General features: G+C 70.0%; 24 protein-coding genes, 1 tRNA gene and 2 pseudogenes. 11 read left to right on the forward strand and 16 right to left on the reverse strand.

The genetic code is table 11. The features are described 5' to 3' along the window. Positions 1-53 precede the first annotated feature (53 nt). Positions 54-230, reverse strand: a complete 177-nt coding sequence (locus tag HJD23_RS04175; RefSeq protein WP_171111284.1) for a hypothetical protein — start codon at positions 228-230, stop codon at positions 54-56. Next, positions 227-445 carry a helix-turn-helix transcriptional regulator gene (locus tag HJD23_RS04180; protein ID WP_171111286.1) on the reverse strand — a complete coding sequence of 73 codons (219 nt, stop codon included), beginning with the start codon at positions 443-445 and terminating at the stop codon, positions 227-229. Before HJD23_RS04180 ends, HJD23_RS04175 begins: the two co-directional genes overlap by 4 nt. Before the next feature lie 128 nt (positions 446-573). On the opposite strand from HJD23_RS04180, the gene HJD23_RS04185 reads away from it, so the two are divergent. Both HJD23_RS04185 and HJD23_RS04190 read left to right on the forward strand, forming a co-directional pair. Then, on the forward strand, positions 574-1,377 hold the full coding sequence (locus HJD23_RS04185; protein ID WP_171111288.1) for a helix-turn-helix domain-containing protein: 804 nt from the start codon (positions 574-576) through the stop codon (positions 1,375-1,377). 358 nt (positions 1,378-1,735) lie between these two features. Next, positions 1,736-2,086, forward strand: a complete 351-nt coding sequence (locus HJD23_RS04190) for a hypothetical protein (protein ID WP_171111290.1) — start codon at positions 1,736-1,738, stop codon at positions 2,084-2,086. 58 nt (positions 2,087-2,144) lie between these two features. Here the strand turns inward: HJD23_RS04190 and HJD23_RS04195 are convergent, their stop codons facing one another. Further along, positions 2,145-3,722: a recombinase family protein gene (locus HJD23_RS04195; protein ID WP_171111293.1), complete on the reverse strand. Its 1,578-nt coding sequence runs from the start codon at positions 3,720-3,722 to the stop codon at positions 2,145-2,147. 36 nt (positions 3,723-3,758) lie between these two features. On the opposite strand from HJD23_RS04195, the pseudogene HJD23_RS04200 reads away from it, so the two are divergent. Beyond that, a pseudogene (locus HJD23_RS04200) lies at positions 3,759-4,622 on the forward strand (GTP-binding protein); the annotation flags it as partial. A 40-nt stretch (positions 4,623-4,662) separates the two neighbouring features. On the opposite strand, the gene HJD23_RS04205 reads toward HJD23_RS04200, so the two are convergent. Together HJD23_RS04205 and HJD23_RS04210 are read right to left on the reverse strand one after the other, a co-directional pair. Continuing rightward, complete coding sequence (locus HJD23_RS04205) at positions 4,663-5,349, reverse strand: sigma-70 family RNA polymerase sigma factor (RefSeq protein ID WP_240980624.1); 687 nt, start codon at positions 5,347-5,349, stop codon at positions 4,663-4,665. A 176-nt stretch (positions 5,350-5,525) separates the two neighbouring features. After that, positions 5,526-6,224, reverse strand: a complete 699-nt coding sequence (locus HJD23_RS04210) for a hypothetical protein (RefSeq protein ID WP_171111295.1) — start codon at positions 6,222-6,224, stop codon at positions 5,526-5,528. Positions 6,225-6,415: 191 nt separating this feature from the next. Between HJD23_RS04210 and HJD23_RS04215 the strand changes: the two genes are divergently transcribed. The 5 genes and pseudogenes from HJD23_RS04215 (at position 6,416) to katG (ending at position 12,288) form a co-directional block, all read left to right on the forward strand. Then, complete coding sequence (locus HJD23_RS04215; RefSeq protein WP_240980625.1) at positions 6,416-7,174, forward strand: DUF2071 domain-containing protein; 759 nt, start codon at positions 6,416-6,418, stop codon at positions 7,172-7,174. Between the two features lie 346 nt (positions 7,175-7,520). After that, a pseudogene (locus HJD23_RS04220) lies at positions 7,521-8,476 on the forward strand (IS481 family transposase). A gap of 437 nt (positions 8,477-8,913) precedes the next feature. After that, positions 8,914-9,333 carry a TOBE domain-containing protein gene (locus tag HJD23_RS04225; protein ID WP_171107364.1) on the forward strand — a complete coding sequence of 140 codons (420 nt, stop codon included), beginning with the start codon at positions 8,914-8,916 and terminating at the stop codon, positions 9,331-9,333. Positions 9,334-9,597: 264 nt separating this feature from the next. After that, complete coding sequence (locus tag HJD23_RS04230; RefSeq protein WP_171107362.1) at positions 9,598-10,032, forward strand: Fur family transcriptional regulator; 435 nt, start codon at positions 9,598-9,600, stop codon at positions 10,030-10,032. A gap of 36 nt (positions 10,033-10,068) precedes the next feature. Then, positions 10,069-12,288, forward strand: a complete 2,220-nt coding sequence (katG, locus tag HJD23_RS04235; protein ID WP_171107359.1) for a catalase/peroxidase HPI — start codon at positions 10,069-10,071, stop codon at positions 12,286-12,288. A gap of 153 nt (positions 12,289-12,441) precedes the next feature. On the opposite strand, the gene HJD23_RS04240 is transcribed toward katG, so the two are convergent. Both HJD23_RS04240 and HJD23_RS04245 read right to left on the reverse strand, forming a co-directional pair. Continuing rightward, complete coding sequence (locus HJD23_RS04240) at positions 12,442-13,887, reverse strand: NAD(P)/FAD-dependent oxidoreductase (protein ID WP_171107357.1); 1,446 nt, start codon at positions 13,885-13,887, stop codon at positions 12,442-12,444. Positions 13,888-13,914: 27 nt separating this feature from the next. After that, positions 13,915-14,388, reverse strand: a complete 474-nt coding sequence (locus tag HJD23_RS04245) for a VOC family protein (protein WP_171111330.1) — start codon at positions 14,386-14,388, stop codon at positions 13,915-13,917. Positions 14,389-14,583: 195 nt separating this feature from the next. On the opposite strand from HJD23_RS04245, the gene HJD23_RS04250 reads away from it, so the two are divergent. Continuing rightward, positions 14,584-15,120: a pyridoxal-phosphate dependent enzyme gene (locus HJD23_RS04250; protein WP_240980626.1), complete on the forward strand. Its 537-nt coding sequence runs from the start codon at positions 14,584-14,586 to the stop codon at positions 15,118-15,120. Between the two features lie 247 nt (positions 15,121-15,367). Here HJD23_RS04250 and msrA read toward each other — a convergent pair whose 3' ends face one another. From msrA to HJD23_RS04275, 5 genes are all read right to left on the reverse strand, one after another. Continuing rightward, the gene (gene msrA, locus HJD23_RS04255) at positions 15,368-15,880 is read right to left on the reverse strand and encodes a peptide-methionine (S)-S-oxide reductase MsrA (protein ID WP_171107355.1); all 513 of its coding nucleotides are present in this window, start codon (positions 15,878-15,880) and stop codon (positions 15,368-15,370) included. Positions 15,881-16,200: 320 nt separating this feature from the next. Then, positions 16,201-16,395: a hypothetical protein gene (locus HJD23_RS04260; RefSeq protein WP_171111328.1), complete on the reverse strand. Its 195-nt coding sequence runs from the start codon at positions 16,393-16,395 to the stop codon at positions 16,201-16,203. Between the two features lie 214 nt (positions 16,396-16,609). Continuing rightward, on the reverse strand, positions 16,610-16,768 hold the full coding sequence (locus HJD23_RS04265) for a hypothetical protein (RefSeq protein ID WP_171107353.1): 159 nt from the start codon (positions 16,766-16,768) through the stop codon (positions 16,610-16,612). A gap of 105 nt (positions 16,769-16,873) precedes the next feature. After that, positions 16,874-17,446 carry a CGNR zinc finger domain-containing protein gene (locus HJD23_RS04270; RefSeq protein ID WP_171107351.1) on the reverse strand — a complete coding sequence of 191 codons (573 nt, stop codon included), beginning with the start codon at positions 17,444-17,446 and terminating at the stop codon, positions 16,874-16,876. 97 nt (positions 17,447-17,543) lie between these two features. Continuing rightward, positions 17,544-17,617, reverse strand: a tRNA-Pro gene (locus tag HJD23_RS04275). Between the two features lie 148 nt (positions 17,618-17,765). Between HJD23_RS04275 and HJD23_RS04280 the strand changes: the two genes are divergently transcribed. Both HJD23_RS04280 and HJD23_RS04285 read left to right on the forward strand, forming a co-directional pair. Further along, positions 17,766-18,473 carry a transketolase gene (locus HJD23_RS04280; protein WP_171107349.1) on the forward strand — a complete coding sequence of 236 codons (708 nt, stop codon included), beginning with the start codon at positions 17,766-17,768 and terminating at the stop codon, positions 18,471-18,473. A gap of 73 nt (positions 18,474-18,546) precedes the next feature. Beyond that, entirely contained in the window at positions 18,547-19,467 is a 921-nt protein-coding gene (locus HJD23_RS04285) for a transketolase (RefSeq protein WP_171107347.1), read from the forward strand. 113 nt (positions 19,468-19,580) lie between these two features. Here HJD23_RS04285 and HJD23_RS04290 read toward each other — a convergent pair whose 3' ends face one another. From HJD23_RS04290 to HJD23_RS04305, 4 genes are read right to left on the reverse strand one after another with little or no spacing between them, the layout of a single operon-like run. Next, the gene (locus tag HJD23_RS04290) at positions 19,581-19,940 is read right to left on the reverse strand and encodes an MmcQ/YjbR family DNA-binding protein (RefSeq protein ID WP_171107345.1); all 360 of its coding nucleotides are present in this window, start codon (positions 19,938-19,940) and stop codon (positions 19,581-19,583) included. 49 nt (positions 19,941-19,989) lie between these two features. Further along, entirely contained in the window at positions 19,990-20,538 is a 549-nt protein-coding gene (locus HJD23_RS04295) for a GNAT family N-acetyltransferase (RefSeq protein ID WP_171107343.1), read from the reverse strand. Beyond that, positions 20,535-21,116, reverse strand: a complete 582-nt coding sequence (locus tag HJD23_RS04300; RefSeq protein WP_171107342.1) for an XRE family transcriptional regulator — start codon at positions 21,114-21,116, stop codon at positions 20,535-20,537. The genes HJD23_RS04295 and HJD23_RS04300 overlap by 4 nt, the downstream gene beginning before the upstream one ends. A 46-nt stretch (positions 21,117-21,162) precedes the next feature. After that, complete coding sequence (locus HJD23_RS04305; protein WP_171107340.1) at positions 21,163-22,065, reverse strand: LysR family transcriptional regulator; 903 nt, start codon at positions 22,063-22,065, stop codon at positions 21,163-21,165.

Raw genomic sequence — 22,065 nt, forward strand, 5'->3', positions numbered from 1 at the left:
TGTGCCGAGGGGTCGTGCGCGGGTGGAGCCGGGCACGGCCCCGCTTTGTTTGATCAGGCGGCTGCCCTACGGGCGGTGGCCGGTTGTGGACGTGCGCCGGAAGCGCGCTCGGCGGCGAGGCGGCCGCCCATCGGGATGAGAGCGCGCAGCAGGTCGGCATCCTCTGCGGAAAGCGGCGGGGCGGCATCGACGATCTTGCGGATGTAGGCCCGCCGCTCCTCGCGCGTCACGCCGCTCTCCCGAAGTCGTCGACGTCGAGTTCGAGGAGCTCCGCCAGGAGGGCACGCAGCTTGGGACGCGGCGTGTAGATCCCGCGCTCAATCCGGCTGATCTGCGACTCATCCACGGGCACGCCCGCTTGAGCGCACTTCTCGGCCAAATCCTGCTGAGTCATGCCGCGCCGCAGCCGCTGCTGCTTCACTCGACTTGTGGTTTCGCTGGGCATGGACCACAACATAACGCAGGACAACACACGTTAGCAAGGCTCAGGACACAGGCATACACAAGTCAGGGGCGATGTCGCGCTGCGGTAAGTTGCGTTACCCTGCGTTTTGCTGGTCAGAAGGGGTGCTGATGCCGGAACCGCATGAGCGGCTGGATGAGGCGATGAGTCAGCGTCGCCTCGAATTGCGCATGAACTGGCGTGAGGTGTCGCAAGCTGCAGGCATCTCCTACGAGGCGCTGCGCGCCGTGCGGCGCGGCGACTACAGGCCCGCCGAACTCACAGCGCGCGGGCTAGACGAGGCGCTCCGCTGGGCGCCCGGGAGTGTCTACGCCATCCTCAACGGCGGCGAGCCCACCCCTCTTGAGGCCGTTTCAGAGCGAGACGAGACTTCGAAGCCGCCGGCGCCCGCAGGGCTCTCACCCAGCGAGGCTCTGCGGCGCGTCGTGCGCTCTTCGGCGAAGGAGCTCGGCGTGACCCCTGAAGGCGTCGATGAGGTAATGCGTCTCGTGCGTCGGGACCTCGAGGAGACGACACCCCCCGAGACCCGACCTACGGACCTCTCCGACCTGGTCCGTGTGCGTCGCGCCGAGGTGGGGATGAGCTTGGAGGCGGTGGCGGCCGCCACGGTCGACCCCGGCAGCGGGGAGCGCCTGGTCGAGGCCGACTGGCTGGACCGCCTGGAGCGGGCGGCACTCGACCCGAGCGAGTATCCGGAGTATCCGCAGCTGGATGCGCTGGTCGCCGTTCTGCATCTGGATCCTGCCCAGGTGCAGGACGCGGCCGGCGTCCAGTTCATGGGCGTCTACACCACGTGGAGCGACGACGGTCAGGCCCGGGGTCTGGTGGAGGGTGAACCGAGCGCCGAGGACGCCGCGAAGATGCAGGAACTGATGCGCCTGTACCGCAAGACGCCGCAGCGGCGTGATGGCTGAAAACTTTCGAAATCCTCAACTCGACGCCACATAACCGCAGTTGAGAGCACTCCCCTAACAGAGTGTGAGGATTGTGTGGCCAAAAGTGTTTGTCCTGTGCAAGATGGGTGCCCCGCGTGGCAGCGGAAGGCACACAGGTCCGTGCTGCCACTTCTGTATCAGTGGTGGCGCGGGTGTACAGGGGGGACGAATGTCCTACAGGCCACACATACAGGTGCAGTACCGGGTCGCAGCACGCGGCGAGATACCGGACGGCCGAACTGTTGATATCCAGAATCAGCCAGGGGGGCAGGCTGGAGTCCTCTTCGCACCCGGTCACTGCAGTCGACGGCTCGCCGACGGGTTCACTCGCACGTCCATGCATCAGATCGTGCACGGCTCCTGGCGGCAGATATGGACCGCTGACAGCAGGAGGAGACACCCGGCCCAGGGCCTCATGCTGGCCGTATCCCGCTGGGAGCGTGTGCCGGGCCACATGATGCCGTCCGGCCGTGTCGTCGTCGGCGTCGAGGAGGACGGCAGCATCGTCTGGCTCGTCGACGAGGACGAGTGCACGAGGCAGGCGCAGAACGACATGAACGATCTGCTGTTGCGCCTCGTCGGCGACGGGCTGTGGATCCAGTGCTGGTTTGGCCGCCGACCTCCGCCGCCCCTCGCCAGCCCCGCGCCGCTCCTCACGGTGCCCGGTGCACCGCTGACGCTGGCGTAACGTTCCGCCCGACTCCCGGCCGTCAGCCGGGAGCCGGGCTCGCGCCAGCGTGCCGCTGCTACTCGCCGTGGGCGCCGGCGTCTTCGACTCCCTTCGGCGGGACCTTGGCGAGCGCGGGAATGGGCCCCTCAACGTGTCGCCACACGATGCGTTCGGCGATGGGCTGGTTGGGCCCAGTGCGAGGGCTGGGAAGGACGTAGGGGTAGCCGAGATACCGCGGAGCGAGGATGAGTCGTACGGCGTCGCGGCGAGCGAGGATCGACGCTTCGTGCCAGGACGTCCAGACGTCGGCCCCGGGCTTGATGACGCTGAGGATGGAAGACGGCAGAGTCAGCTCCCGCTCCCGCGCCTCCAACTCAGCAACCTCCTTCTCTTTGGCCGCGAGGGAATTCGCCAGCACCAGGACCTGCGCCATGTTGGAGCCCTTGGCCTGCCTCATCTCGTCCCGCTCAGCCCGGGCCGTCGCCAGCTGAGCCTGCACCTGCCGTACGGTGGCGTCGTCGCTGCCGGGCGCCCGCAGCACCTCGTATATGTCCTCGCGGGCGAGGTACGACAACAGCACGCCGAGGTCCCCTGGCTTGCCGATGATCAGTTCGTCGACGGGCTTCTTCTCGATGTTCAGGCAGCCGTTGGTGCACTTGTAGCCAGGCTTCCTGTTGGCCCTGCTGGCCCTGGCCCTGGGGCCCTCGTGTCTCTCGACGCGGAAAAGGGCCCCACAGCGACTGCACCGCAAGCCGGCCGTCAGCTCGTACTGGGCGCCGCCGCCCTTGTATGTGGCGCGCCCCGGGGTGTCGAGGAAGCGCTGCACGTTCCAAAAGCGCTTCCTCGGCACGATTGCGTCCCAAGTGGCCTCGTAGGCTACGCCTTTGTAGTAGCGCAGGCCGGTGTACGAGTGGCGCCGCGCCATGTCCGCAAGATGGGCATGGATGAAAGGCCGTCCCGACCGGTTCCGGTACCCACGTCTTTCGAACCTTCGCTCGATCTCGGCCATGGGTATCCGCCGCTCCAGCAGCCGGAACAACTCCCGGGGCACCATCGACCGCAGCGGATCCTCAGTCCAGTTCACAAGCTTGCCCGTGGTCGCGTCATAGACCGGCATGAGCCCGTACGGCGCCTCGCCGTACGGCCTGCCCTTCCTGGCCTGGTTGGCTGCGGTACGGCTGACGCGCTTGTGGGTCTTGTACGACTCGTACTCCGAGTCGTTGGCGTCGTCGATCAGCGCCTTGCGGTCACGGCCGTTGGCGGGGTTGTACAGCCGCTCGTGCGTCGTGACCCAGATCTTGACGCCCTTCTCCTCGCAGAGCTCGATGAAGGAGACCCACTCACCCACTCGGCGAGAGCCACGCGAGCTCTCCCAAAGCATCAGGATGTCCGCTCCGAACCGGCTCTCACGGCCCGTCGATCCGCTGCTCAGGTCGGCCACCAACTGGTCGAAGTCGTCGCGCCGCTTCCGCGCGTAACGGGATGCACTCAGGCCTTCGTCGATGTACGGCTCGCCGTGGAGATCCCAGTCGTTCTCGTCGGCCGCTGTGGTGTTGTCGCTGCCCTGGTCTTCGATACTCGTGCCGCCCTTGGCGTCGGACAGGCGGCGATACTCGCGCGCGACCAGGCGCCCGCCATTCAGCTGATGTGTCACGAGCTGAGTTCACAACATAGTTGTGGGCCTAGGCAAGGTATCTGGGAACCAATGCCCGTGGCCGCCACCTTCGCCTTCGCCCGCGACGACGGCGCCACGCTCGGCGACCTCGCCCGCCTCGACACCATGGTCACCGTGGTCGACGCCGCCAACTTCCTGGCCGAGCTGGACAGTGGCGACGAGCTGGTGGAGCGCGGCCTCGACCAGTATGAGGACGACGAACGCACCGTCAGCGATCTGCTGATCGACCAGGTCGAGTTCGCGGACGTCATCGTGCTGAACAAGCTCGACCTCGTCGACGCCGCCACCGCCGACCGGCTGCGGGCGACGTTGACGCGGCTCAACCCGGCCGCCCGCGTCGTCCCCGCCACACACGGCCGCGTGGACCTCCACGAGGTCCTGGACACCGGCCTGTTCGACCTGGCCCGCGCCCAGCAGGCGCCGGGCTGGGTCCGGGAACTGAACGGCGACCATGTTCCGGAGACCGAGGAGTACGGCATCTCCTCCACCGTCTTCCGCTCGGAACTGCCCTTCCACCCCGGCCGGTTGTGGACCTTCGTGATGGAGGAGCTGGACGGCGGCGGCCACGGGCGCGTGCTGCGCTCCAAGGGCTTCTTCACCCTGGCCAGCCGCCCGCACGTGACGGGCCTGTGGTCGCAGGCGGGCTCCGTCGCCCGCTTCGAACCGTCCGCCGCCCGCGACCACGACGCCCCGTACGCCCAGGAACTGGTCTTCATCGGCACGGAGCTGAAGCCCGACGCCCTGCACGCCGCGCTGGCCGCCTGTCTGCTGCGCGAGGGCGAGGCGCCTCCGTCCGACGACCCGTTCCCGGCCTGGGACACCTACGGCATCGACGACACCTGCGCGCACGAACTCCCCACGGCGACGGCAGCGATCTGAGATCCGAGGGTGCCGGTCGGAACCGGCACCCTCCCGTCGGTCAGGCGACCAGTACGGCCGGCTCGTCGGCTGCCGTGAGCAGGTCGATGAGCGTGGCGCGGGCCCGGTTCACCCGGGACCGGACCGTGCCGATCGGGCAGTCGCTCAGTGCGGCGGCCTCCGCGTACGGCAGCCCGAGCAGCTGGGTGAGGACGAAGGCCTCCCGGCGCTCCTCGGGCAGGGCGGCCAGCAGGTCGAGCAGGGCGATCCCGTCGTCGAAACCGGGCAGGTCGCGCGGCTGGGCCAGTTCCACGGCCAGCCGCCAGTCCGGTACGTCGCTCAGGCGGGGCCGGGCGGCGGCGTACCGATAGCTGTCGATCACCGCACGCCGCGCGATCGACAGCAGCCAGGCCCGCGCGGAGGAACGGCCCTCGAACCGGTGCAGGCTGCCCAGCGCCCGCAGGAACGTGTCCTGCGCCAGGTCGTCGACGGCCTGCGGGTCGGCACACAGATGGGCGACGTAACGCAGGACATCGCGGTGCAGGGCGCGGACGAAGCGGTCGACGGCGTCCGGGTCACCGGCCCGGGCGGCCAGCGCCCACGCCGTTATCGAGTCGTCGGCGTTCTCATGCTCCTCGGCATTCTCCTGATCCTCGGTTTTCTCGTGGTCCTCGTCTTTCTCATGCTCCTCGGCATTCTCGTACTCCTCGGTTCTCTCGCGTGGGGCGGGCAGGGCAGGAGTGATCACCTGGTGTCCTTCTCGGTCATCCCGGATCCCGACCGGTGGCGCGTGGGCGCGCGTGCGGTCCGTGATCCGGTGCGTGGGGAGTCGGCCGTACGGCGTCCTGCGCGGCGTCGGATGCCTGCGCGGGCGTACGACCGTGACCCGAGGCGCGTACGGCTGCCTCGGGTTACCGGCTGCCGTCAGACAGCGCTCCCCAGGGGCGGACCCCGAGAGGTGATCGCGTGGACGAGGAGGAGCCGTCGCGGTGACCGCGCCGACGCGCGGCGCCGCGGGCGGGGGCGCGGGCGGTGCGGCGGGGCGGGCACGGCGAGCGGAAGCCGCAGCGGTGCCGCCAGCCATCCGGCCACGGCCCGCAGAATGCGGAACGCGGCGCGCTCGCCGTGTGCCAGCCACAGGCCGCACAGCAGCGCGGCCAGCAGGTGGGCGGCGAGCATGCCGAACGACGACGAGCCGTCCATGACGGAACTCATGCCCCCGATGGGGCCGAGATCCATGGCGTCCATGGAGTGCGTGTGCGTCGAGCCCATGGGCATCGACGACATGTGCGCGGCACCCATGGGCATCGCCGACATGTCGTGGCCCATGGCACCCGTGTGGATGTGGACCGCGTCCTGCTCCGCGGCCGCCGACTGGGCGACGGAGAAGGCGGAGTGCAGTGCCGTCTGGGCGGTGACCACGACGGTCACGATCAACGGCAGCCCGCGCTCCCGGCGGGCCAGCCCCCAGCCCGCGGCGCCGGTCACGGCGGCGCCGGTGACCAGTGCCCACCAGGGCACATGATGGCCGGACATCAACACGTGCCCGAGGGCGGCGAGCAGCACACAGACGGCCGCGAACACCGCGGCCCGAACCGTGCGCGAGCACCACCCAGCAGTCATGACGGCCCTCATCCTTGCATCCGGCGCCCGGTCGTCAACGGTGGGTACGGAAAAGGCTGGTGTCGGCGACTCAATCCGAGACCTGTGATACAGACCACACACATATGCCGGAACCGGCACGGCCTGTGGGACGACCACTGATGGCGACGACGTACTCCCTGGCCCAGCTCCCCCTCTGGCATTCTCGAGTCGTGCCCCTCCCGCTGCCCGAGCCCGACCCCGAGCCGATAACGGCCGATCCGCCCGGTTCCACGCCCCGCCCCCTGCTCACCCAGTCATGGCTCGATCTGGCCTTCCTGCACTGGGCCGCCGATCCCGTGGACGTGGCGCCGCTGCTGCCGTCCGGGTGCGTGCCGGACACCTTGGGCGGGGTGTCGTACGTCGGTCTCGTGGCGTTCCGGATGCATCGGGTCGGCTGGTTGCGCCTGCCCGGCGTGCCGTATCTGGGGAGCTTTCCGGAGACCAACGTCCGGCTCTACTCGGTCGACAGCCACGGCCGGCGCGGCGTGGTCTTCCGTTCGATGGACGCCTCCCGTCTGCTGCCGGTGGCGATCGGCCGGTCGGCGTTCCGGCTTCCCTACGTCTGGTCGAGGATGGCCGTGTCCCGCGACGACACCGTCCTCACCTACACCAGCACCCGGCGGCTGCCCGGCCCCCGGAGCGCGTACAGCAGGATCACCGTGCGGGTCGGCGAGCGCATCGCCGAGCCCACCGAGCTCGAGCACTTCGTGACCGCTCGCTGGGGCATGCCCACCACCGTCCTCGGCCGCCCCGTCCACCTCCCGAACACCCACTCGCGCTGGCCCCTGCACCGCGCCGAACTCCTCAAGTGCGAGGAGGACCTGATCGCCGCGGCGGGCCTGCCCGAGCCGGTCGGCGAACCGGTGAGTGTCCTGTACTCACCGGGGGTGGCGGTGCGCTTCGGCCGGCCCGCACGCCGGCAGGGCTAGGGCCTGTTGCGAAAGTCCCGTCGTCCGCCGGAGGGCGGGCCCTGCGGCGTTCGGTGCGTGCTCTCGGCGTGCCGCGCGGAAGTCGTCGATGGGGGTCCCCCCGCTCGAGCGAAGTCGAGAGTGGGGGAGGCGCTACGTGGGCTTTCGCGCGGTGCGGCGAGTGGGGGCACCTCCCACGCCCTCAAGGCAGTGGGGGAGCGTGCCGGGCGTCGCGGGGCAGGCGGGACTTTCGCAACAGGCCCTAGGTGTATTGATCACGAGCGTTGTTGACGGTCACAGGTCTTGATCGTGGCGAAGGCCCCCGTGTGTGGTGGAGGTGTCGAATCTTCACCGCACGGAGGCCTTCGTGTCCCACCGTAATGCCCGGTTGACCGTTCATGGCAGGCGGCTGCTCGTCGAACGCGTGTGTTCTGGACGACCGGTCGCCCACGTAGCTGCCGAGATGGGCATCTCACGAGCCACGGCCCACAAGTGGCTACGCCGTTGGCGCACAAGCGGCGAGGCAGGACTCATCGACCGCCCCAGCAGGCCACACACCACACCCCACCGCACCCCGGCCACCGTGGAGGCCCGCGTGTGCAGGATGCGACAGACCCACAAGCTCGGCCCGCCCGCATCGGCCCGATCCTGGGCCTGCCCGCCTCCACCACGCATCGCATCCTGGTCCGCCACGGCCTGAACCGGCTGGCCCACCTGGACCGGCCCACCGGGCAGGTCATCCGCCGCTACGAACGCGACCGGCCCGGCGAACTGCTCCACGTCGACGTCAAGAAACTCGGCCGGATCCCCGACGGCGGCGGCCACAAGGTCCTCGGCCGCCAGGCCGGCCGCGCCACGCGCAACAGCATGGGCTTCGACTACGTCCACTCCGCCGTCGACGACCACACCCGGCTGGCCTACAGCGAGATCCACGGCGACGAGAAGGCCGCCACCTGCGCAGACTTCCTGCGCCGGGCCGCAGCCTTCTTCACCGCCTGCGGCATCGACCGCATCGAGCGGGTCCTGACCGACAACGCCTGGCCCTACCGCAAGAGCTTCGCCTGGCAGCAGGCACTGGCCGACCTCGGCGCAACCGGCAAACTCACCCGCGCCTACCGGCCGCAGACCAACGGCAAGGTCGAACGCTTCAACCGCACCCTGCTCGATGAGTGGGCCTACGTGCGGCCCTACACCAGCAACACCGAACGCACTGACGCCCTGGCAGACTTCCTGCACACCTACAACCACCACCGCTGCCACACCGCACTCGGCGGCCAGCCACCCATCACCCGCGTGAACAACCCTGCGGGTCAATACACCTAGGGCGGGCGCCGACTGGGGGTCATGGGGCGTGGCCCTCGGATGGTCGCCGTGAGTGCCAGTGCCGGTGGGGGTTTCCGCGTCGCTCGTGCCGCTGTCGGTGCGCTGCACACCGGGGGCGTCCGGGCCGACGGTGGATCCGACGGCGTACGACACCCCGAAGACGACAGCGAGCAGCAACAGGAATCCGCCGAGGGCGGGCGGGGGCAGCAGGTCCCGGAGCGCCCTGATGGTGCCGGGGGCGGGTGGTCGGGAGTCGTCCATCACGGGTCTCCTGATCGCGTCGCACGGCGTCACTCGGTTCGCGCCGTGCGGTCCAGGAGTCGGATACGGGACGGGCGGAGTTCCGCGCCGCCGGTGTGGGACGGATCACACTGGAGGGTGGCCCGGCTACGGTAGGCGCAGCGAACACCATTTCTCCCCGTTTGAGGTGTTTCACCATGGCCCTGAGCATCCGCAACCAGCTGCCCGGCACCGTCACTGCCATCACCCACGGCGAGGTCATGGCGACCGTCGCGGTCCGTCTCGACGGCGGGCAGGAGATCACCGCGGCGATCACCGTGGACGCGGTACGGGATCTGGGGCTGACGGAGGGGTCCGCCGTACGCGCCCTCATCAAGTCCACGGAGGTCGCCCTCGCCACCGGCGCGGTGGACGGACTGTCCATCCGTAACAGGCTGCGCGGCACGGTGCTGGGGGTCGGCACGGGCGGCGCGATGGCCTCCGTCAAGGTCGCGACGGAGGGCGGCGAGCTGACGTCCGCGATCACCAAGGACGCCGTCGACGACCTGGGACTCGCCCCCGGCGCCCCCGTCGTCGCCCTGATCAAGGCGACGGAGGTGTCCCTCGCGGCGGGGTGACGCCGGCCGTGGTGTCGTACTCGTCGGGGAGCCGTAGCGCGGGGCCGCCGACGCGCAGGCAGAGCGGTTCCGCGCGCCCCTTCGGCCCCCACCAGGCCTCCTGGCGGCCGAGCGGGGTGAGGTGGAGGTAGTTGGTAGGTCGAGCAGCCCGACCGTCCCCGTCCGGTCCTCGAAGGTGTACGGACGGACGCCGTCTGACCCGGCTCATGATTTAACCTTTCGTTTTCTTGAACCGTTCGTGTTTATCGCGATAGGTTCTCCGCCATGACCGCATCCCAGAACCCGACCACCGCCGACGAGCTGCGCGGTGCCGGCCTGCGGGTGACGGCCGCCCGCGTCGCACTGCTCGAAACCGTCCGGGAAGGTGACCACCTGGGCGTCGACGCGATCGCATCCGGGGTGCGCGATCGCGTAGGCCACATCTCGCTGCAAGCGGTGTACGAGGCCCTGCACGCGCTGACCGCGGCGGGACTCGTCCGCCGGATCGAACCGGCCGGCAGCCCCGCCCGCTACGAGGGGCGCGTCGGCGACAACCACCACCACCTGGTGTGCCGGTCCTGCGGCACGGTCACCGACGTCGACTGCGCCACCGGCGAGGCTCCCTGTCTGACCGCCTCCGACGACCACGGCTTCTCGATCGACGAGGCCGAGGTCATCTACTGGGGCCTGTGCCCCGACTGTTCCACCCGCAGTTCCTGAGCACCGTGATCCACACCGTCCGGAAGAAGGATTCCCATGGCTGAGAACCCTGATGCAATCGTCACCGACCCCAAGACGGAGGGCACAGGAGGCTGCCCGGTCGCGCACGGGCGCGCCCCGCACCCCACGCAGGGCGGTGGCAACCGCCAGTGGTGGCCGGAGCGCCTCAACCTGAAGATCCTCGCCAAGAACCCTCCCGTGGCCAACCCGCTCGGTGAGGAGTTCGACTACGCCGAGGCGTTCAAGGCACTGGACCTCGCGGCCGTGAAACGGGACATCGCCGAGGTGCTCACGACCTCGCAGGACTGGTGGCCCGCCGACTTCGGCAACTACGGCCCGCTGATGATCCGTATGGCCTGGCACAGCGCGGGCACCTACCGCATCAGCGACGGCCGCGGCGGTGCCGGCGCCGGCCAGCAGCGCTTCGCCCCGCTCAACAGCTGGCCGGACAACGGCAACCTCGACAAGGCCCGCCGTCTGCTGTGGCCGGTCAAGAAGAAGTACGGCCAGAGCATCTCCTGGGCCGACCTGATGATCCTCACCGGCAACGTCGCCCTGGAGCAGATGGGCTTCAAGACCTTCGGCTTCGGCGGTGGCCGTGCGGACGTCTGGGAGCCGGAGGAGGACGTCTACTGGGGTCCCGAGACCACCTGGCTGGACGACCAGCGCTACAGCGGTGACCGCGAGCTGGAGAACCCCCTCGGCGCGGTCCAGATGGGCCTCATCTACGTCAACCCGGAGGGCCCGAACGGCAACCCGGACCCGCTGGCCGCGGCCCGCGACATCCGTGAGACGTTCCGCCGGATGGCGATGAACGACGAGGAGACCGTCGCCCTCATCGCCGGTGGCCACACCTTCGGCAAGACCCACGGCGCCGGCCCGGCGGACCACGTCGGCAACGACCCCGAGGCCGCCTCCATGGAGGAGCAGGGCCTGGGCTGGAAGAGCACCTTCGGCACCGGCAAGGGCGCGGACGCCATCACCTCGGGTCTGGAGGTCACCTGGACCACGACCCCGACCCAGTGGAGCAACGGGTTCTTCAAGAACCTCTTCGAGTACGAGTACGAGCTCACCCAGAGCCCGGCCGGCGCCCACCAGTGGGTGGCCAAGGACGCTCCGGAGATCGTGCCGGACGCGCACGACCCGTCGAAGAAGCACCGCCCGATGATGCTCACCACCGACCTGTCGCTGCGCTTCGACCCGATCTACGAGCCGATCTCCCGCCGGTTCTACGAGAACCCGGAGGAGTTCGCGGACGCCTTCGCCCGGGCCTGGTACAAGCTGACCCACCGTGACATGGGCCCGAAGTCGCACTACCTCGGCCCGGAGGTCCCGGAGGAGACCCTGCTGTGGCAGGACCCGCTGCCCGAGGCGGAGGGCGAGGTCATCGGCGCCGAGGAGATCGCGGCCCTCAAGGCCAAGCTCCTCGACTCGGACCTGACCGTCTCGCAGCTGGTCGGCACGGCGTGGGCGTCGGCCTCGACGTTCCGCGGCAGCGACAAGCGCGGCGGTGCCAACGGCGCCCGGATCCGCCTGGAGCCGCAGCGCGGCTGGGAGGTCAACGACCCCGACCAGCTCGCCACGGTCCTGCGCACCCTGGAGAACATCCAGCAGGAGTTCAACGCGGGCTCCGCCAAGAAGGTCTCCCTGGCCGACCTGATCGTGCTCGGCGGCTGCGTGGGCGTGGAGAAGGCCGCCAAGGACGCGGGCCACGACATCGAGGTGCCCTTCACCCCGGGCCGGGTCGACGCGACGGAGGAGCACACCGACGCCGAGTCGTTCGCCGCGCTGGAGCCGACCTCGGACGGTTTCCGCAACTACCTCGGCAAGGGCAACCGCCTTCCCGCCGAGTACCTGCTGCTCGACCGGGCGAACCTGCTGACGCTGAGCGCCCCCGAGATGACGGTGCTGGTCGGTGGCCTGCGCGTCCTGGGCGCCAACCACCAGCAGTCGAAGCACGGCGTGCTCACCGAGAACCCCGGCAAGCTGACGAACGACTTCTTCGTCAACCTCCTCGACCTGGGTACGACGTGGAAGTCGACGTCCGAGGACCAGACCACGTTCGACGGCCTGGACGCCGCCACGGGCGAGGTCAAGTGGACCGGCACCCGCGCCGACCTCGTCTTCGGCTCGAACTCCGAGCTGCGCGCGCTGGCGGAGGTCTACGCGAGCGACGACGCGAAGGAGAAGTTCGTGCAGGACTTCGTCGCCGCGTGGGACAAGGTCATGAACCTCGACCGGTTCGACCTGGTCTGAGACTGATCTGAGTCAGAACTGAGGCCGTCCGGCCGGGCCCCCGAAGGGGGCCGGGTCTGGACGGCCTCGGTCGTTTCCGGGGGGCGATCTGAGCCTTCCTCACCGGCCGCGCTTCTGTTTCAGTTGTGTCCTCTTTCAGTTGTGTCCTCGGTTTCAGCCGCGGTAGGTCTCCAGGAGCCGCAGCCAGACCTCGCTGATCGTCGGGAAGGCGGGTACGGCGTGCCAGAGCCGTTCCAGCGGGACCTCGCCGGCGATGGCAATCGTGGCCGAGTGGAGCAGTTCGCCGGTTCCGGGCCCGACGAAGGTGACTCCGACCACGGTGCCGCGGTCCGGATCGACCAGCATCCGCGCCTTGCCGCGGTAGCCCTCGCCGTACTGGTGGGCTCCGGCGACGCGCCCGATGTCGTAGTCGACGACGTCGACCCGGCGCCCGGTGCGCTCGGCCTCCTGCGTGGTCAGCCCGACTGCCGCGACCTCGGGGACCGTGAAGACGACCTGCGGTACGGCCGTGCTGTCGGCGGTCGCGACGTGCGCACCCCACCGGGAGTCGTCGACGGGCTCGCCGCCGGCGCGGGCGCCTATGGCGGCGCCGGCGATCCGGGCCTGGTATTTGCCCTGGTGGGTGACCAGAGCGCGCCCGTTGACATCGCCGACGGCGTAGAGCCAGCCGTCCGGGATGGTGGTCACCCGGAAGGTGTCGTCCACGGTGAGCCAGTCACCGGGGGTCAGGCCGACCGTCTCCAGGCCCACGTCCGCGGTTCGCGGGACACGGCCGGTGGCCAGCAGGATCTCGTCCGCCGCCAGTTCCTGACCGTTCGCCAGGGTGATCCGCACCTCGCCGTCCTCGCGGCGCAGGGACGCCACCGAGGTGTCGTACCGGATGTCCACGCCGGCCTCACGCAAGCCGTCCGCGACCATCTCGCCGGCGAACGGCTCCATCCGCTGAAGCAGCCGGTCCTCGCGAACCAGCATGGTCACTTGAGATCCCAGGGCCTGCCAGGCGGTGGCCATCTCGACGGCGACCACACCACCGCCAACGACGGCCAACCTGCCGGGCGCCCGCTCCGCGCTGGTCGCCTCGCGGCTGCTCCAGGCCCGGACGCTGTCCAGTCCGGGGATCCGGGGCAGGGCCGCGCTGGTCCCCGTACTGAGAACGACGGCGTGCCGGGCGGCCAGCCGGACGACGTCGCCGTCCTCCCTGTGCACCGCCACCTGCCGGGGACCGTCGAGCCGACCGTGCCCGCGGATCAGGTCCACGTCGACCGAGTCCAGCCAGTCGACCTGGCTTTCGTCCTTCCAGTAGGAGGCCATCTTGTCGCGGTGGGCCAGAACCGCGTCGACGTCCAGCGGCCCGGCCACCGCCTGGCGCAGCCCAGGGACGCGGAGCGCGTCGGCGCGTGCCACCACCGGCCGCAACAGCGCCTTGCTCGGCTCGCACGCCCAGAACGAGCATTCACCACCGAGCAGTTCACGCTCGACGATCACGCTGCTGAGACCGGCGGCGCGAGCACGCTCGGCCACGTTCTCGCCGACGGGACCCGCTCCGATGACGATCACGTCGTACTCACGGCCGGCACCACTCGCCGCTGATGCATTCATCCCTACTCCTGAGATTGCGGGGCGGTGTCAGCGGCCGGGGAGCCGCTCGGTGATTTCCTGGAGGACCCAGCCATTGCCGTCGGGGTCGCTGAAGGTGGCGTAGGAGCCGTAGGAGGTGCCCTCGGGATGCCTGCCCGCGAGCCGCTCCTGGCCCGGCAGGTCGTGGGTGACCGTGCCGCCGGTGTGGCCGTGGAAGAGCAGTCCTCGGGCGTCATGGAACACCTCGCTCACCTCAATGCCGCGCCCGAGCAGTTCCTCGCGGGCCGCCTCGATGTCGGAGACGATCAGGTACAGGCCCTGTGCGGAGCCTGGCTCGGCGGAGGTGAGGCCCTTGCCGAAGATGATCGACGCCTCGGATCCCGGCGGTGTGAGGTGCACCGCGCGCCAGTCCTCGGTGGGAGCCTTGTCGACATCCAGGCGGAAGCCCGCCTTCTCGTAGAAGGCCTTGGCCCGGTCGACGTCCGAGACGGGGAGAACGAGGAGTTCCAGCTTCAGGTCCATCTTCTTCATCCACTTTCCATGGACTGGGGATCCGGGACGAGAGAGCGTCACCGGTTTAACTGGTGACGAGCATGCCACTCGACTCGTCACCCGTCAAGCGGGTGACGAGAGAGAGGTCTCGACCGACACCCGAAGAGCTGTACGCGGGAAGATCGACGACGAAAGAGCAGGGTGACAGGCACCCGGTGCGATCACGTGATCACTACCTCCGCAAGCGACGACCCCGAGCCGGTTACGCTCGGCACCTGGCCCACTCCTCTGGAGCCCATGCCCCGGCTCGCCCAGGAACTCGGTCTCGGCGCGGACGATCTCGCCTTGGACGCCCTTTTCGGTGCCACCGTCGTCTGGGCCGGCGCCATCCATGGCGACGCGCTCAGCGCTGCCGCCGCGGAAGTGGCCGCGCGACTGCGGGCCGACGGCCCCGTACCAGCGCTGATCCCCTTCGGAGGCTCCAGCGCGCTCGGCGCCCGCGGCTACAGCGTGTGCGGACGCGAGCTGCTCGCCCAGGCCCCCGACCTGGACACCGTCGTGGTGGGCCTGGGTTCCGGCGGCACCATGGCCGGCCTGGTCCACGCGCTCGGCACCGACGGGGTGATGGGCGTCCACTGCGGCGCCGTGACCGATCCGGCGGGCATCGTGTCCGCGTTCGTCTCCGACCTGTCCGGCACGGCTCACACCCCGGACTCGCTTCGGCTGCGAGCGGACCAGGTCGGCGAAGCTACGGCGCGTTGACCGAGCCGGTCGTGGCCGCCCTGAACCGGACAGCCCGCACGGGACTGTTCGGTCACCGGGCCGCGCTGGAAGAGACCGCCTCGGGCCTCACCGCGAGAAGTCACACGCTCTGAGGCCGGAAACACGTCGCGGGCCGACTCGGCTGCGTCAGCAGCGCAGCCGAGTCGGCCCGCGATCCCGCGCCTGTGGCTCCGCGGCAGTTTTCGATCAGGGGCAAGCGCCTTGGTGGCCCCGGAGGCTCAGCAGGTCAGGAGGCCCGACGCTGCGGCAGCCGCCAGCCGGGACGGGGGAAGTGGCAGGTGTAGCCGTCCGGGTAGCGCTGAAGGTAGTCCTGATGCTCGGGCTCGGCCTCCCAGAACGGCCCGGCGGGCACGACTTCGGTGACCACCGGCCCCGGCCACAGCCCCGCCGCGTCCACGTCCGCGATCGTGTCCTCAGCGATGCGCCGCTGCTCGTCATCGAGGTAGAAGATGGCGGACCGGTAACTGAGTCCCACATCGTTGCCCTGGCGGTTCTTCGTGGTCGGGTCGTGGATCTGGAAGAAGTACTCCAGGATGGTCCGGTAGTCCGTCACGCCCGGATCGAAGACGATCTCGATCGACTCGGCGTGACCCTCGTGATTGCGGTATGTCGGTCGCTCGATGTCGCCTCCGCTGTACCCAACCCGCGTGGACAGGACGCCGGGGAACGTCCGGATCAGCTCTTGCATGCCCCAGAAGCAGCCGCCCGCCAGCAGGGCCTTCTGCTCGGTGTCAGCCATGTCGTGTCACCTGTTTCTCTGTGTCGTCGCCAGAGCCGTGTGCGGGACGTCGCTCACCATGGCCACACAGCTCAGTCAGTCGGTAAGTCGGTAAAGTCGGTAAGTCACCAGTTTGACTGGTGATGGACGTTCTGGCTAGTTCGGCCGTCAGAACACCTGAAGGAAGCAGCCGCAGGCAATCACCGCGGCGGCCGACACCGACACGAGGGCGGTCAGGGTTTTGCGGATCTTCACTGGGCCTCCTGGGAAAGGGAGATGGTTCGGCCCTCCGCGCCCTCGACAGGGACACATTGAGGATCAGGCGGGTCGCGGCCGGGGGCTCAGAGGCAGACGCGCACCAGCCACTCGTCGGCGTCGTACGCCTCTCTCGTCGGATCGTGCGCCACCGCCGGCCGTTCTTCGATCATGTCTTCCGGGCGGATGCGCTCCGGCAGCGTGCCGAACCGCAGGCGCCGGATTTCCTGCGCCGGGGCCTCGGCCTTGGCTTCGTGTCCCACTTCGACATCTCCCTCCATGCAGTGAGGCACCACGGTGGGTGGCAGCCGTTTCGTCCTGTCGATGGTCACACGCTATTCGTCACCTGTCAAACAGGTGACGAATCGCACGATACAGAAACGTGCAGTGAAGAGCAGCCGGCATGGCCGCCCTGCACTGTGAATCCGCCGGGCAGGATGTATGAGATCTACGAGAACAGCCCCAACGTCCGCGGTGGGTACGCCCGTTTCGAAGTCAACGGCGACGCGGTCGCGCGGCGGCGGCAGGATCCTCCTCCAACAGGGCCCGTCCGGCGTCGGTGAGGAGGGGCGCGAGATCGCTCATGCGCAACTGCCGGTCCGGGGCCTCGGACAGGTTCACAGTGAGGCCGGGATTCCGTCCGACGCGTGACATGACGCCATGTCACTTGCCCGACGAAGGAACCGGACGGCATCCATCGCTCAGCCGGTCGCCGTCGGGCCCGGGCACTGGGCGCAACGGCGGAACTCCGCCGACGCGCTACCGCGAGCGCCCGGCGACCGCCATCCGTTCGCCGGCCCGCTTACGGGCCCGGTAAGCGGCAGCCTTGATCTTGTTGCCGCACGGGTCCATGGCACACCATTCCCGTCGCGCACCTCGGGAACGGTCGATGAAGACCTGTGAGCACTCCGGGTTGCTGCACTCCTTGAACAGTGACACGTCCGGGCCGCTGAGAGCCATGACCGTTTCCCGGGCCACAGAGGCAAGCGCCTGCTCGACGGTGGCCTGCACCTGGCGCCCGTCCGCGGTGAGCTGCGGCACCGGGGTCGGTTTGCGGGCGTACTCGTTCACCCGCGCGAGCGCGTCCTGGTCGTACGCCTTGTTCGACATCCTGGCGAGGACCAGCTGATAGACCGCCTCTCGCAGCTCGATGGCCTCGGCGAGATCCGCCGGTCCACAGGGGATTTCGTCCTGCGTGATCCCGGCCTGCTGGAACCACTCGCTGAGCCGCTCCGGTGAACCGAGGTCCTCCCTGGGCTCCGAGCGGTGCCTGTAGCGCAGCGTCCCGGGGAAGTCGAGCGCCAGTGTGCCGCCAGGGAAGGGATGCCTCATATCACCATTCTGAACGGTGACGCCCGCACGTGCAAGAGCCCCCCAGGCAAGAAGAAGGGCCCTCACAGGCTCCCGCCTGCGAAGACCCTTCACACCGTCGGGACGACAGGATTTGAACCTGCGACCCCTTGACCCCCAGTCAAGTGCGCTACCAAGCTGCGCCACGTCCCGGTGCGGGCTGACCTGGGGTTTCCCCCGGGCGAACGCGCATGGAAACAATACCGCACTCGGGTCGGTGGTCGCGCACCGGTTTGTGGCCGCCGGACATGGCCCAGCGGCACTTGACCTCAAGTTTGGTTGAGGTTGAATGATCGTCTGCATGACGATCACCGAAGAACACGAGCGTACGTACGGATACACCGACCTGCCGCGCCTGATGGCGCTCATGACCGGCGACGAGAAGCACGGCCCCGCGGCGACATCCACGCTCGACGTGCTGTGGGTCCTCCACGACCGGGTGCTGCGGATCGGCCCGGAGCGGCTGGAGGATCCCGGGCGGGACCGGTTCCTGCTGTCCAAGGGGCACGGTCCGATGGCGTACTACGCCGTCCTGGCCGCCAAGGGCTTCGTGCCCGTGGACCGGCTGCCGGGCTTCGGCTCCTACGACTCGCCACTCGGCCACCACCCCGACCGGATGCTGGTGCCGGGCGTAGAGATCGGCAGCGGTTCACTGGGGCACGGGCTGCCGATCGGCGTCGGTACGGCGCTGGGGCTGCGCGCCCAGGGGCTGCACGAGCCGCGGGTGTGGGTACTGATCGGGGACGCCGAACTGGACGAGGGCAGCAACCATGAGGCCATCGCCTTCGCCGGGCCCGCCGGGCTGGAGCGGCTGCACACCGTCGTCATCGACAACGCTTCCGCCAGCCATGCCCGGCCCGGTGACATCGCCGCGCGGTTCGAGGCGGCGGGCTGGTCCACCGTGACGGTCGACGGCCGCGACCACGAGGCGCTGTACACCGCCTTCACCACGCCGCATCCGGGCCGCCCGCACGCGGTCGTCGCCCAGGTCGAGCCCAAGTCCGAGTGACCCCCAAGTCCGAGTGACACGCCAGTCTCAAGATCCGAGTGACACGCCAGTCTCAAGAAGGGAATCCACAGCCATGGACACCATGCGTGACCGTTTCGCCCCCGTAGCCCTGCGGCTGCTCGACGAAGATCCCCGCGTCGCCGTCGTCCTCGCCGAGATCGGCGCGGCCGGCTTCGTCGAGGCCCGGCGCCGCCATCCCGACCGGGTGATCAACGTCGGCATCCGCGAGCAGCTCCTGATCGGGGCGGCTTCGGGACTCGCGCTGACCGGCATGCGCCCCATCGTGCACACCTTCGCCGGCTTCCTGGTGGAGCGGCCCTTCGAACAGGTCAAGCTCGACCTCGGCCACCAGGGCGTGGGCGCGGTGCTGGTGAGCGCCGGCGCGTCCTTCGACTGGCCCGCGGGCGGCTACACGCACATGGCTCCCGGCGACGTGGCGCTGCTCGACACCCTCGACGGCTGGACCGTGCACGTGCCCGGCCACCCGGACGAGGCCGGGACGCTGCTGCGGCACGCGGTGGCCGCCGGCGACGACAAGGTGTACGTCCGGCTGTCCGCGCAGTCGAACGCCCAGGCCCTCCCCGTCGACGGAGCCCGCTTCCACACCGTCCGCGAGGGGCGTTCCGGCGTGGTCGTCGCCGTCGGGCCCATGCTCGGCGCGGTGCTCGACGCCACGTCCGGCCTCGACGTCACCGTGCTGTACGCGGCGACCGTACGGCCCTTCGACGCGGCCGCCCTGCGCCGGGCCACGGCGACGGCCGGGACGGACGTCGTGCTCGTCGAGCCCTACCTGGCCGGCACGTCGACTGCCGTCGCGAACGACGCCCTCGCCGACGTACCGCACCGGGTGCTGGGGCTGGGTGTGGGCCGCCGTGAGCTGCGCCGGTACGGCACGATCGAGGAACACATCGCCGCGCACGGGCTCGACGCGCGGTCGCTGCGGGAGCGGATCGTGGGGTTCACGACGGGGACACGGATGCCGGTGCGCGTGTGAGCGCTCGCCCTTCCCACGGGTCCCGCCATGGCCCACCGGCGCCCCCGCCCCGGCAGCCACGGCCCCACCCGTTCGGATCATGCCACCCCCCACGGACAACCCCGGAGCGAATGTCACCCCCCGGCAGGCAGCCCCAACTCCGGATGGGCCTCCAGCAGTCGGGGCGGCGCGGCCTGCCGCCACGAGTCGGCGAGGATGTCCCGCAGCTCGTCCTCGTCCTCCAGCGCGGCCAGCCGCGCCCGCACCCACGCGAACTGCGCCTCGTGATCGGCCACCCAGAACTTCTCAGGCTCGGCCAGGACCAGTTCGTCGCGCTCCTCCTTCGGGCAGCGCACGGCGATGGAGGTCTCGTCCTCCGGCAACGTGGCGAACATCTTCCCCGCGACCCGGAACGTGGGCATGCTCCAGGCGATCTTCTCCGTCGTGTCCGGCAGGGACAGGGCGATTCGGCGTACGTCTTCGGCATCCGGCATGAGACGCAAGGTAGCGCCTGCCACTGACAGTCACCCGTCCCCCTGACAGTCACCCGCCTGACGGTTCCCCAGCGAGAGCCGCCGCCCCGACCTGCTTGTAGTAGATGGTCGTCGGCCGCAGCACCCCCACAGGGCTCGCCGCGTAGTCGGGTATCGCGCCGAGCCGGGTCCAGCCCGCCGTCCGGTACAGGTGCTCGGCCGGACTGCCGGTCTCGGTGTCCAGATGCAGGAGCGTGACACCGGCCGCGACGGCCGCCCGTTCGGCGGTGTCCAGGAGCCGCCGCCCCAGGCCCCGCCCGCGCGCCGTGCGGTGCACCATCAGCTTCACCAGTTCCGCCCGGTGCCGGCTGTTGGGCTTGTCCGGAAAGGCCAGGCTCACGGTGCCGACCAGCCGCGTCCCCTCGTACGCCGCCCAGACGGCCAGCTCACCGGCGGCCACACCGGCAGCCCGCCCCTGCCACCACGCCTGGGCCCCGGCACGATCGAGCGGCGCGAGGAAGCCCACCGACGCGCCGCCGTCGACCGCGTCCACCAGCAGCTCGGCCAACTCCCCGGACCGACCGAGCACCTGACCCGCGTCCAGCGCTTCCACGGTCACGGCGACACCACCGCCAGCACGTACCGCACATCCTCGTCACCGGCGCACCGGAACCGCGTCGCCCCCCACACCCGCAACCGCAGACAGTCCCCGGCGTCGAGGCGATGCTCGGCGTCCTGCACGGTCACCGCGAGGGCCCCCTCCAGCACCCAGATGTGCTGCTCCAGACCGGGCACCGGCGGCCGGTCGTACGCGATGTCCGCGCCCACCACGAGCCGCCCCTCGACGAGTTCACCGCGCATCCCGGTGTGCGGCGGCGACACAGACCGTCGTACGAATCCGGAGGCCCGGTCCTCCCACACCGGCTGGTCGGCCGCCCGAACCAGCAGCGCGGACTCCCCCTCGACCTCGCTGAGCAGCTGGGACATCGTGCGCCCGAACACGGCGCACAGGCGGTTCAGCAGCGCGGCCGTGGGACTGATCTCCGCCCGCTCCGCACGGGACAGCGTCGACCGGCTCACCCCGCTGCGCTCCGCCAACTCCCCCAGGGACCAGCCGCGTTCGGCCCGCAGTTCGGCGAGCCGCGCGCCGAGCCGGGCGTCGACGTCGTGCGAGGCGTCGGATTCTTCGTGTCTCACATTCGGGACCTTATCCCGGATATGAGACGGCGGTATTACGGAAGGCTCACGCCTGTGCCGCCTCCTGCAGCGCCTCCAGCACCGGCCGGATCAGCGGATGCCCCTCCGCGCCCCGGCGCACGGCGGCGAAGACCCGGCGCGTGGGCGCCACCCCGTCCACGGGCCGTACGACGACATCCGTGAGGTCCATCCCGCGCAGCGCGGAGCGCGGTACGAGGGCGACTCCCGCGTCCGCCGACGCCAGGGCCACGACCGCGCGGAAGTCGTCCGAGGAGTGTTCGAGGCGGGGCTGGAACCCGGCGCTCTCACAGGCCAGCACCACCACGTCATGGCAGGGATTGCCGGGGTACGGGCCGATCCACGGATCCTTGGCCAGCTCCGCCAGCGGCACCTCGCCCGCCTCCGCCAGCCGGTGACTGACGGGCACCACCGCGTCGAACGGCTCGGCGTACAGCGGAACATGCGCAAGCCGCGGATCGTCGGCAGGCGGAGCCCCGCGGTACTCGACGGCGACCGCGACATCGACCTGCCGGTCAAGGACCATCGGCAGACTGGCGTCCCCCTCGGCGTCCCGGACGCGGAGACGGATGCCGGGCGCGGTCTGTGCGAGGCGGGCCACGGCCGGTGCGACGACCTGGGCGATGCCGGTCGCGAAGGACGCGACGGTGACCGTGCCGGCGGCGCCCGAGCTGTACGCGGCGAGCTCCGCCTCCGCCCGCTCCAGCTGGGCCAGGACGGCGTTGGTGTGGCTGAGCAGGATCTCGCCGGCCGGGGTGAGCCGTACCCCCTTGGCGCCGCGCTCCACCAGCCGGTGCCCCGTCTCCTGCTCCAGGGCCGTGAGCTGCTGGGACACGGCGGAGGGCGTGAGATACAGCGCGGCGGCAGCCGCCGTCACCGTGCGGTGGTCGGCCACCGCACGGAGGATGTGGAGCCGCCGCGCTTCGATCAC

The organism is Streptomyces sp. Z423-1 (genome assembly GCF_013009255.1).
GTDB lineage: Bacteria > Actinomycetota > Actinomycetes > Streptomycetales > Streptomycetaceae > Streptomyces > Streptomyces gossypiisoli.

What these genes read in the sequence shown, in the direction of transcription:
- HJD23_RS04290 (WP_171107345.1), bottom strand. Translation starts at nt 19,940, where the DNA reads ATGCCGGATGCCGAAGACGTACGCCGAATCGCCCTGTCCCTGCCGGAC.
- msrA (WP_171107355.1), bottom strand. Translation starts at nt 15,880, where the DNA reads ATGGCTGACACCGAGCAGAAGGCCCTGCTGGCGGGCGGCTGCTTCTGG.
- HJD23_RS04230 (WP_171107362.1), top strand. Translation starts at nt 9,598, where the DNA reads ATGACCGCATCCCAGAACCCGACCACCGCCGACGAGCTGCGCGGTGCC.
- katG (WP_171107359.1), top strand. Translation starts at nt 10,069, where the DNA reads ATGGCTGAGAACCCTGATGCAATCGTCACCGACCCCAAGACGGAGGGC.
- HJD23_RS04245 (WP_171111330.1), bottom strand. Translation starts at nt 14,388, where the DNA reads ATGGACCTGAAGCTGGAACTCCTCGTTCTCCCCGTCTCGGACGTCGAC.
- HJD23_RS04180 (WP_171111286.1), bottom strand. Translation starts at nt 445, where the DNA reads ATGCCCAGCGAAACCACAAGTCGAGTGAAGCAGCAGCGGCTGCGGCGC.
- HJD23_RS04260 (WP_171111328.1), bottom strand. Translation starts at nt 16,395, where the DNA reads ATGGAGGGAGATGTCGAAGTGGGACACGAAGCCAAGGCCGAGGCCCCG.
- HJD23_RS04185 (WP_171111288.1), top strand. Translation starts at nt 574, where the DNA reads ATGCCGGAACCGCATGAGCGGCTGGATGAGGCGATGAGTCAGCGTCGC.
- HJD23_RS04285 (WP_171107347.1), top strand. Translation starts at nt 18,547, where the DNA reads ATGGACACCATGCGTGACCGTTTCGCCCCCGTAGCCCTGCGGCTGCTC.
- HJD23_RS04225 (WP_171107364.1), top strand. Translation starts at nt 8,914, where the DNA reads ATGGCCCTGAGCATCCGCAACCAGCTGCCCGGCACCGTCACTGCCATC.
- HJD23_RS04190 (WP_171111290.1), top strand. Translation starts at nt 1,736, where the DNA reads ATGCATCAGATCGTGCACGGCTCCTGGCGGCAGATATGGACCGCTGAC.
- HJD23_RS04265 (WP_171107353.1), bottom strand. Translation starts at nt 16,768, where the DNA reads ATGTCACGCGTCGGACGGAATCCCGGCCTCACTGTGAACCTGTCCGAG.
- HJD23_RS04280 (WP_171107349.1), top strand. Translation starts at nt 17,766, where the DNA reads ATGACGATCACCGAAGAACACGAGCGTACGTACGGATACACCGACCTG.
- HJD23_RS04210 (WP_171111295.1), bottom strand. Translation starts at nt 6,224, where the DNA reads ATGACTGCTGGGTGGTGCTCGCGCACGGTTCGGGCCGCGGTGTTCGCG.
- HJD23_RS04240 (WP_171107357.1), bottom strand. Translation starts at nt 13,887, where the DNA reads ATGAATGCATCAGCGGCGAGTGGTGCCGGCCGTGAGTACGACGTGATC.
- HJD23_RS04270 (WP_171107351.1), bottom strand. Translation starts at nt 17,446, where the DNA reads ATGAGGCATCCCTTCCCTGGCGGCACACTGGCGCTCGACTTCCCCGGG.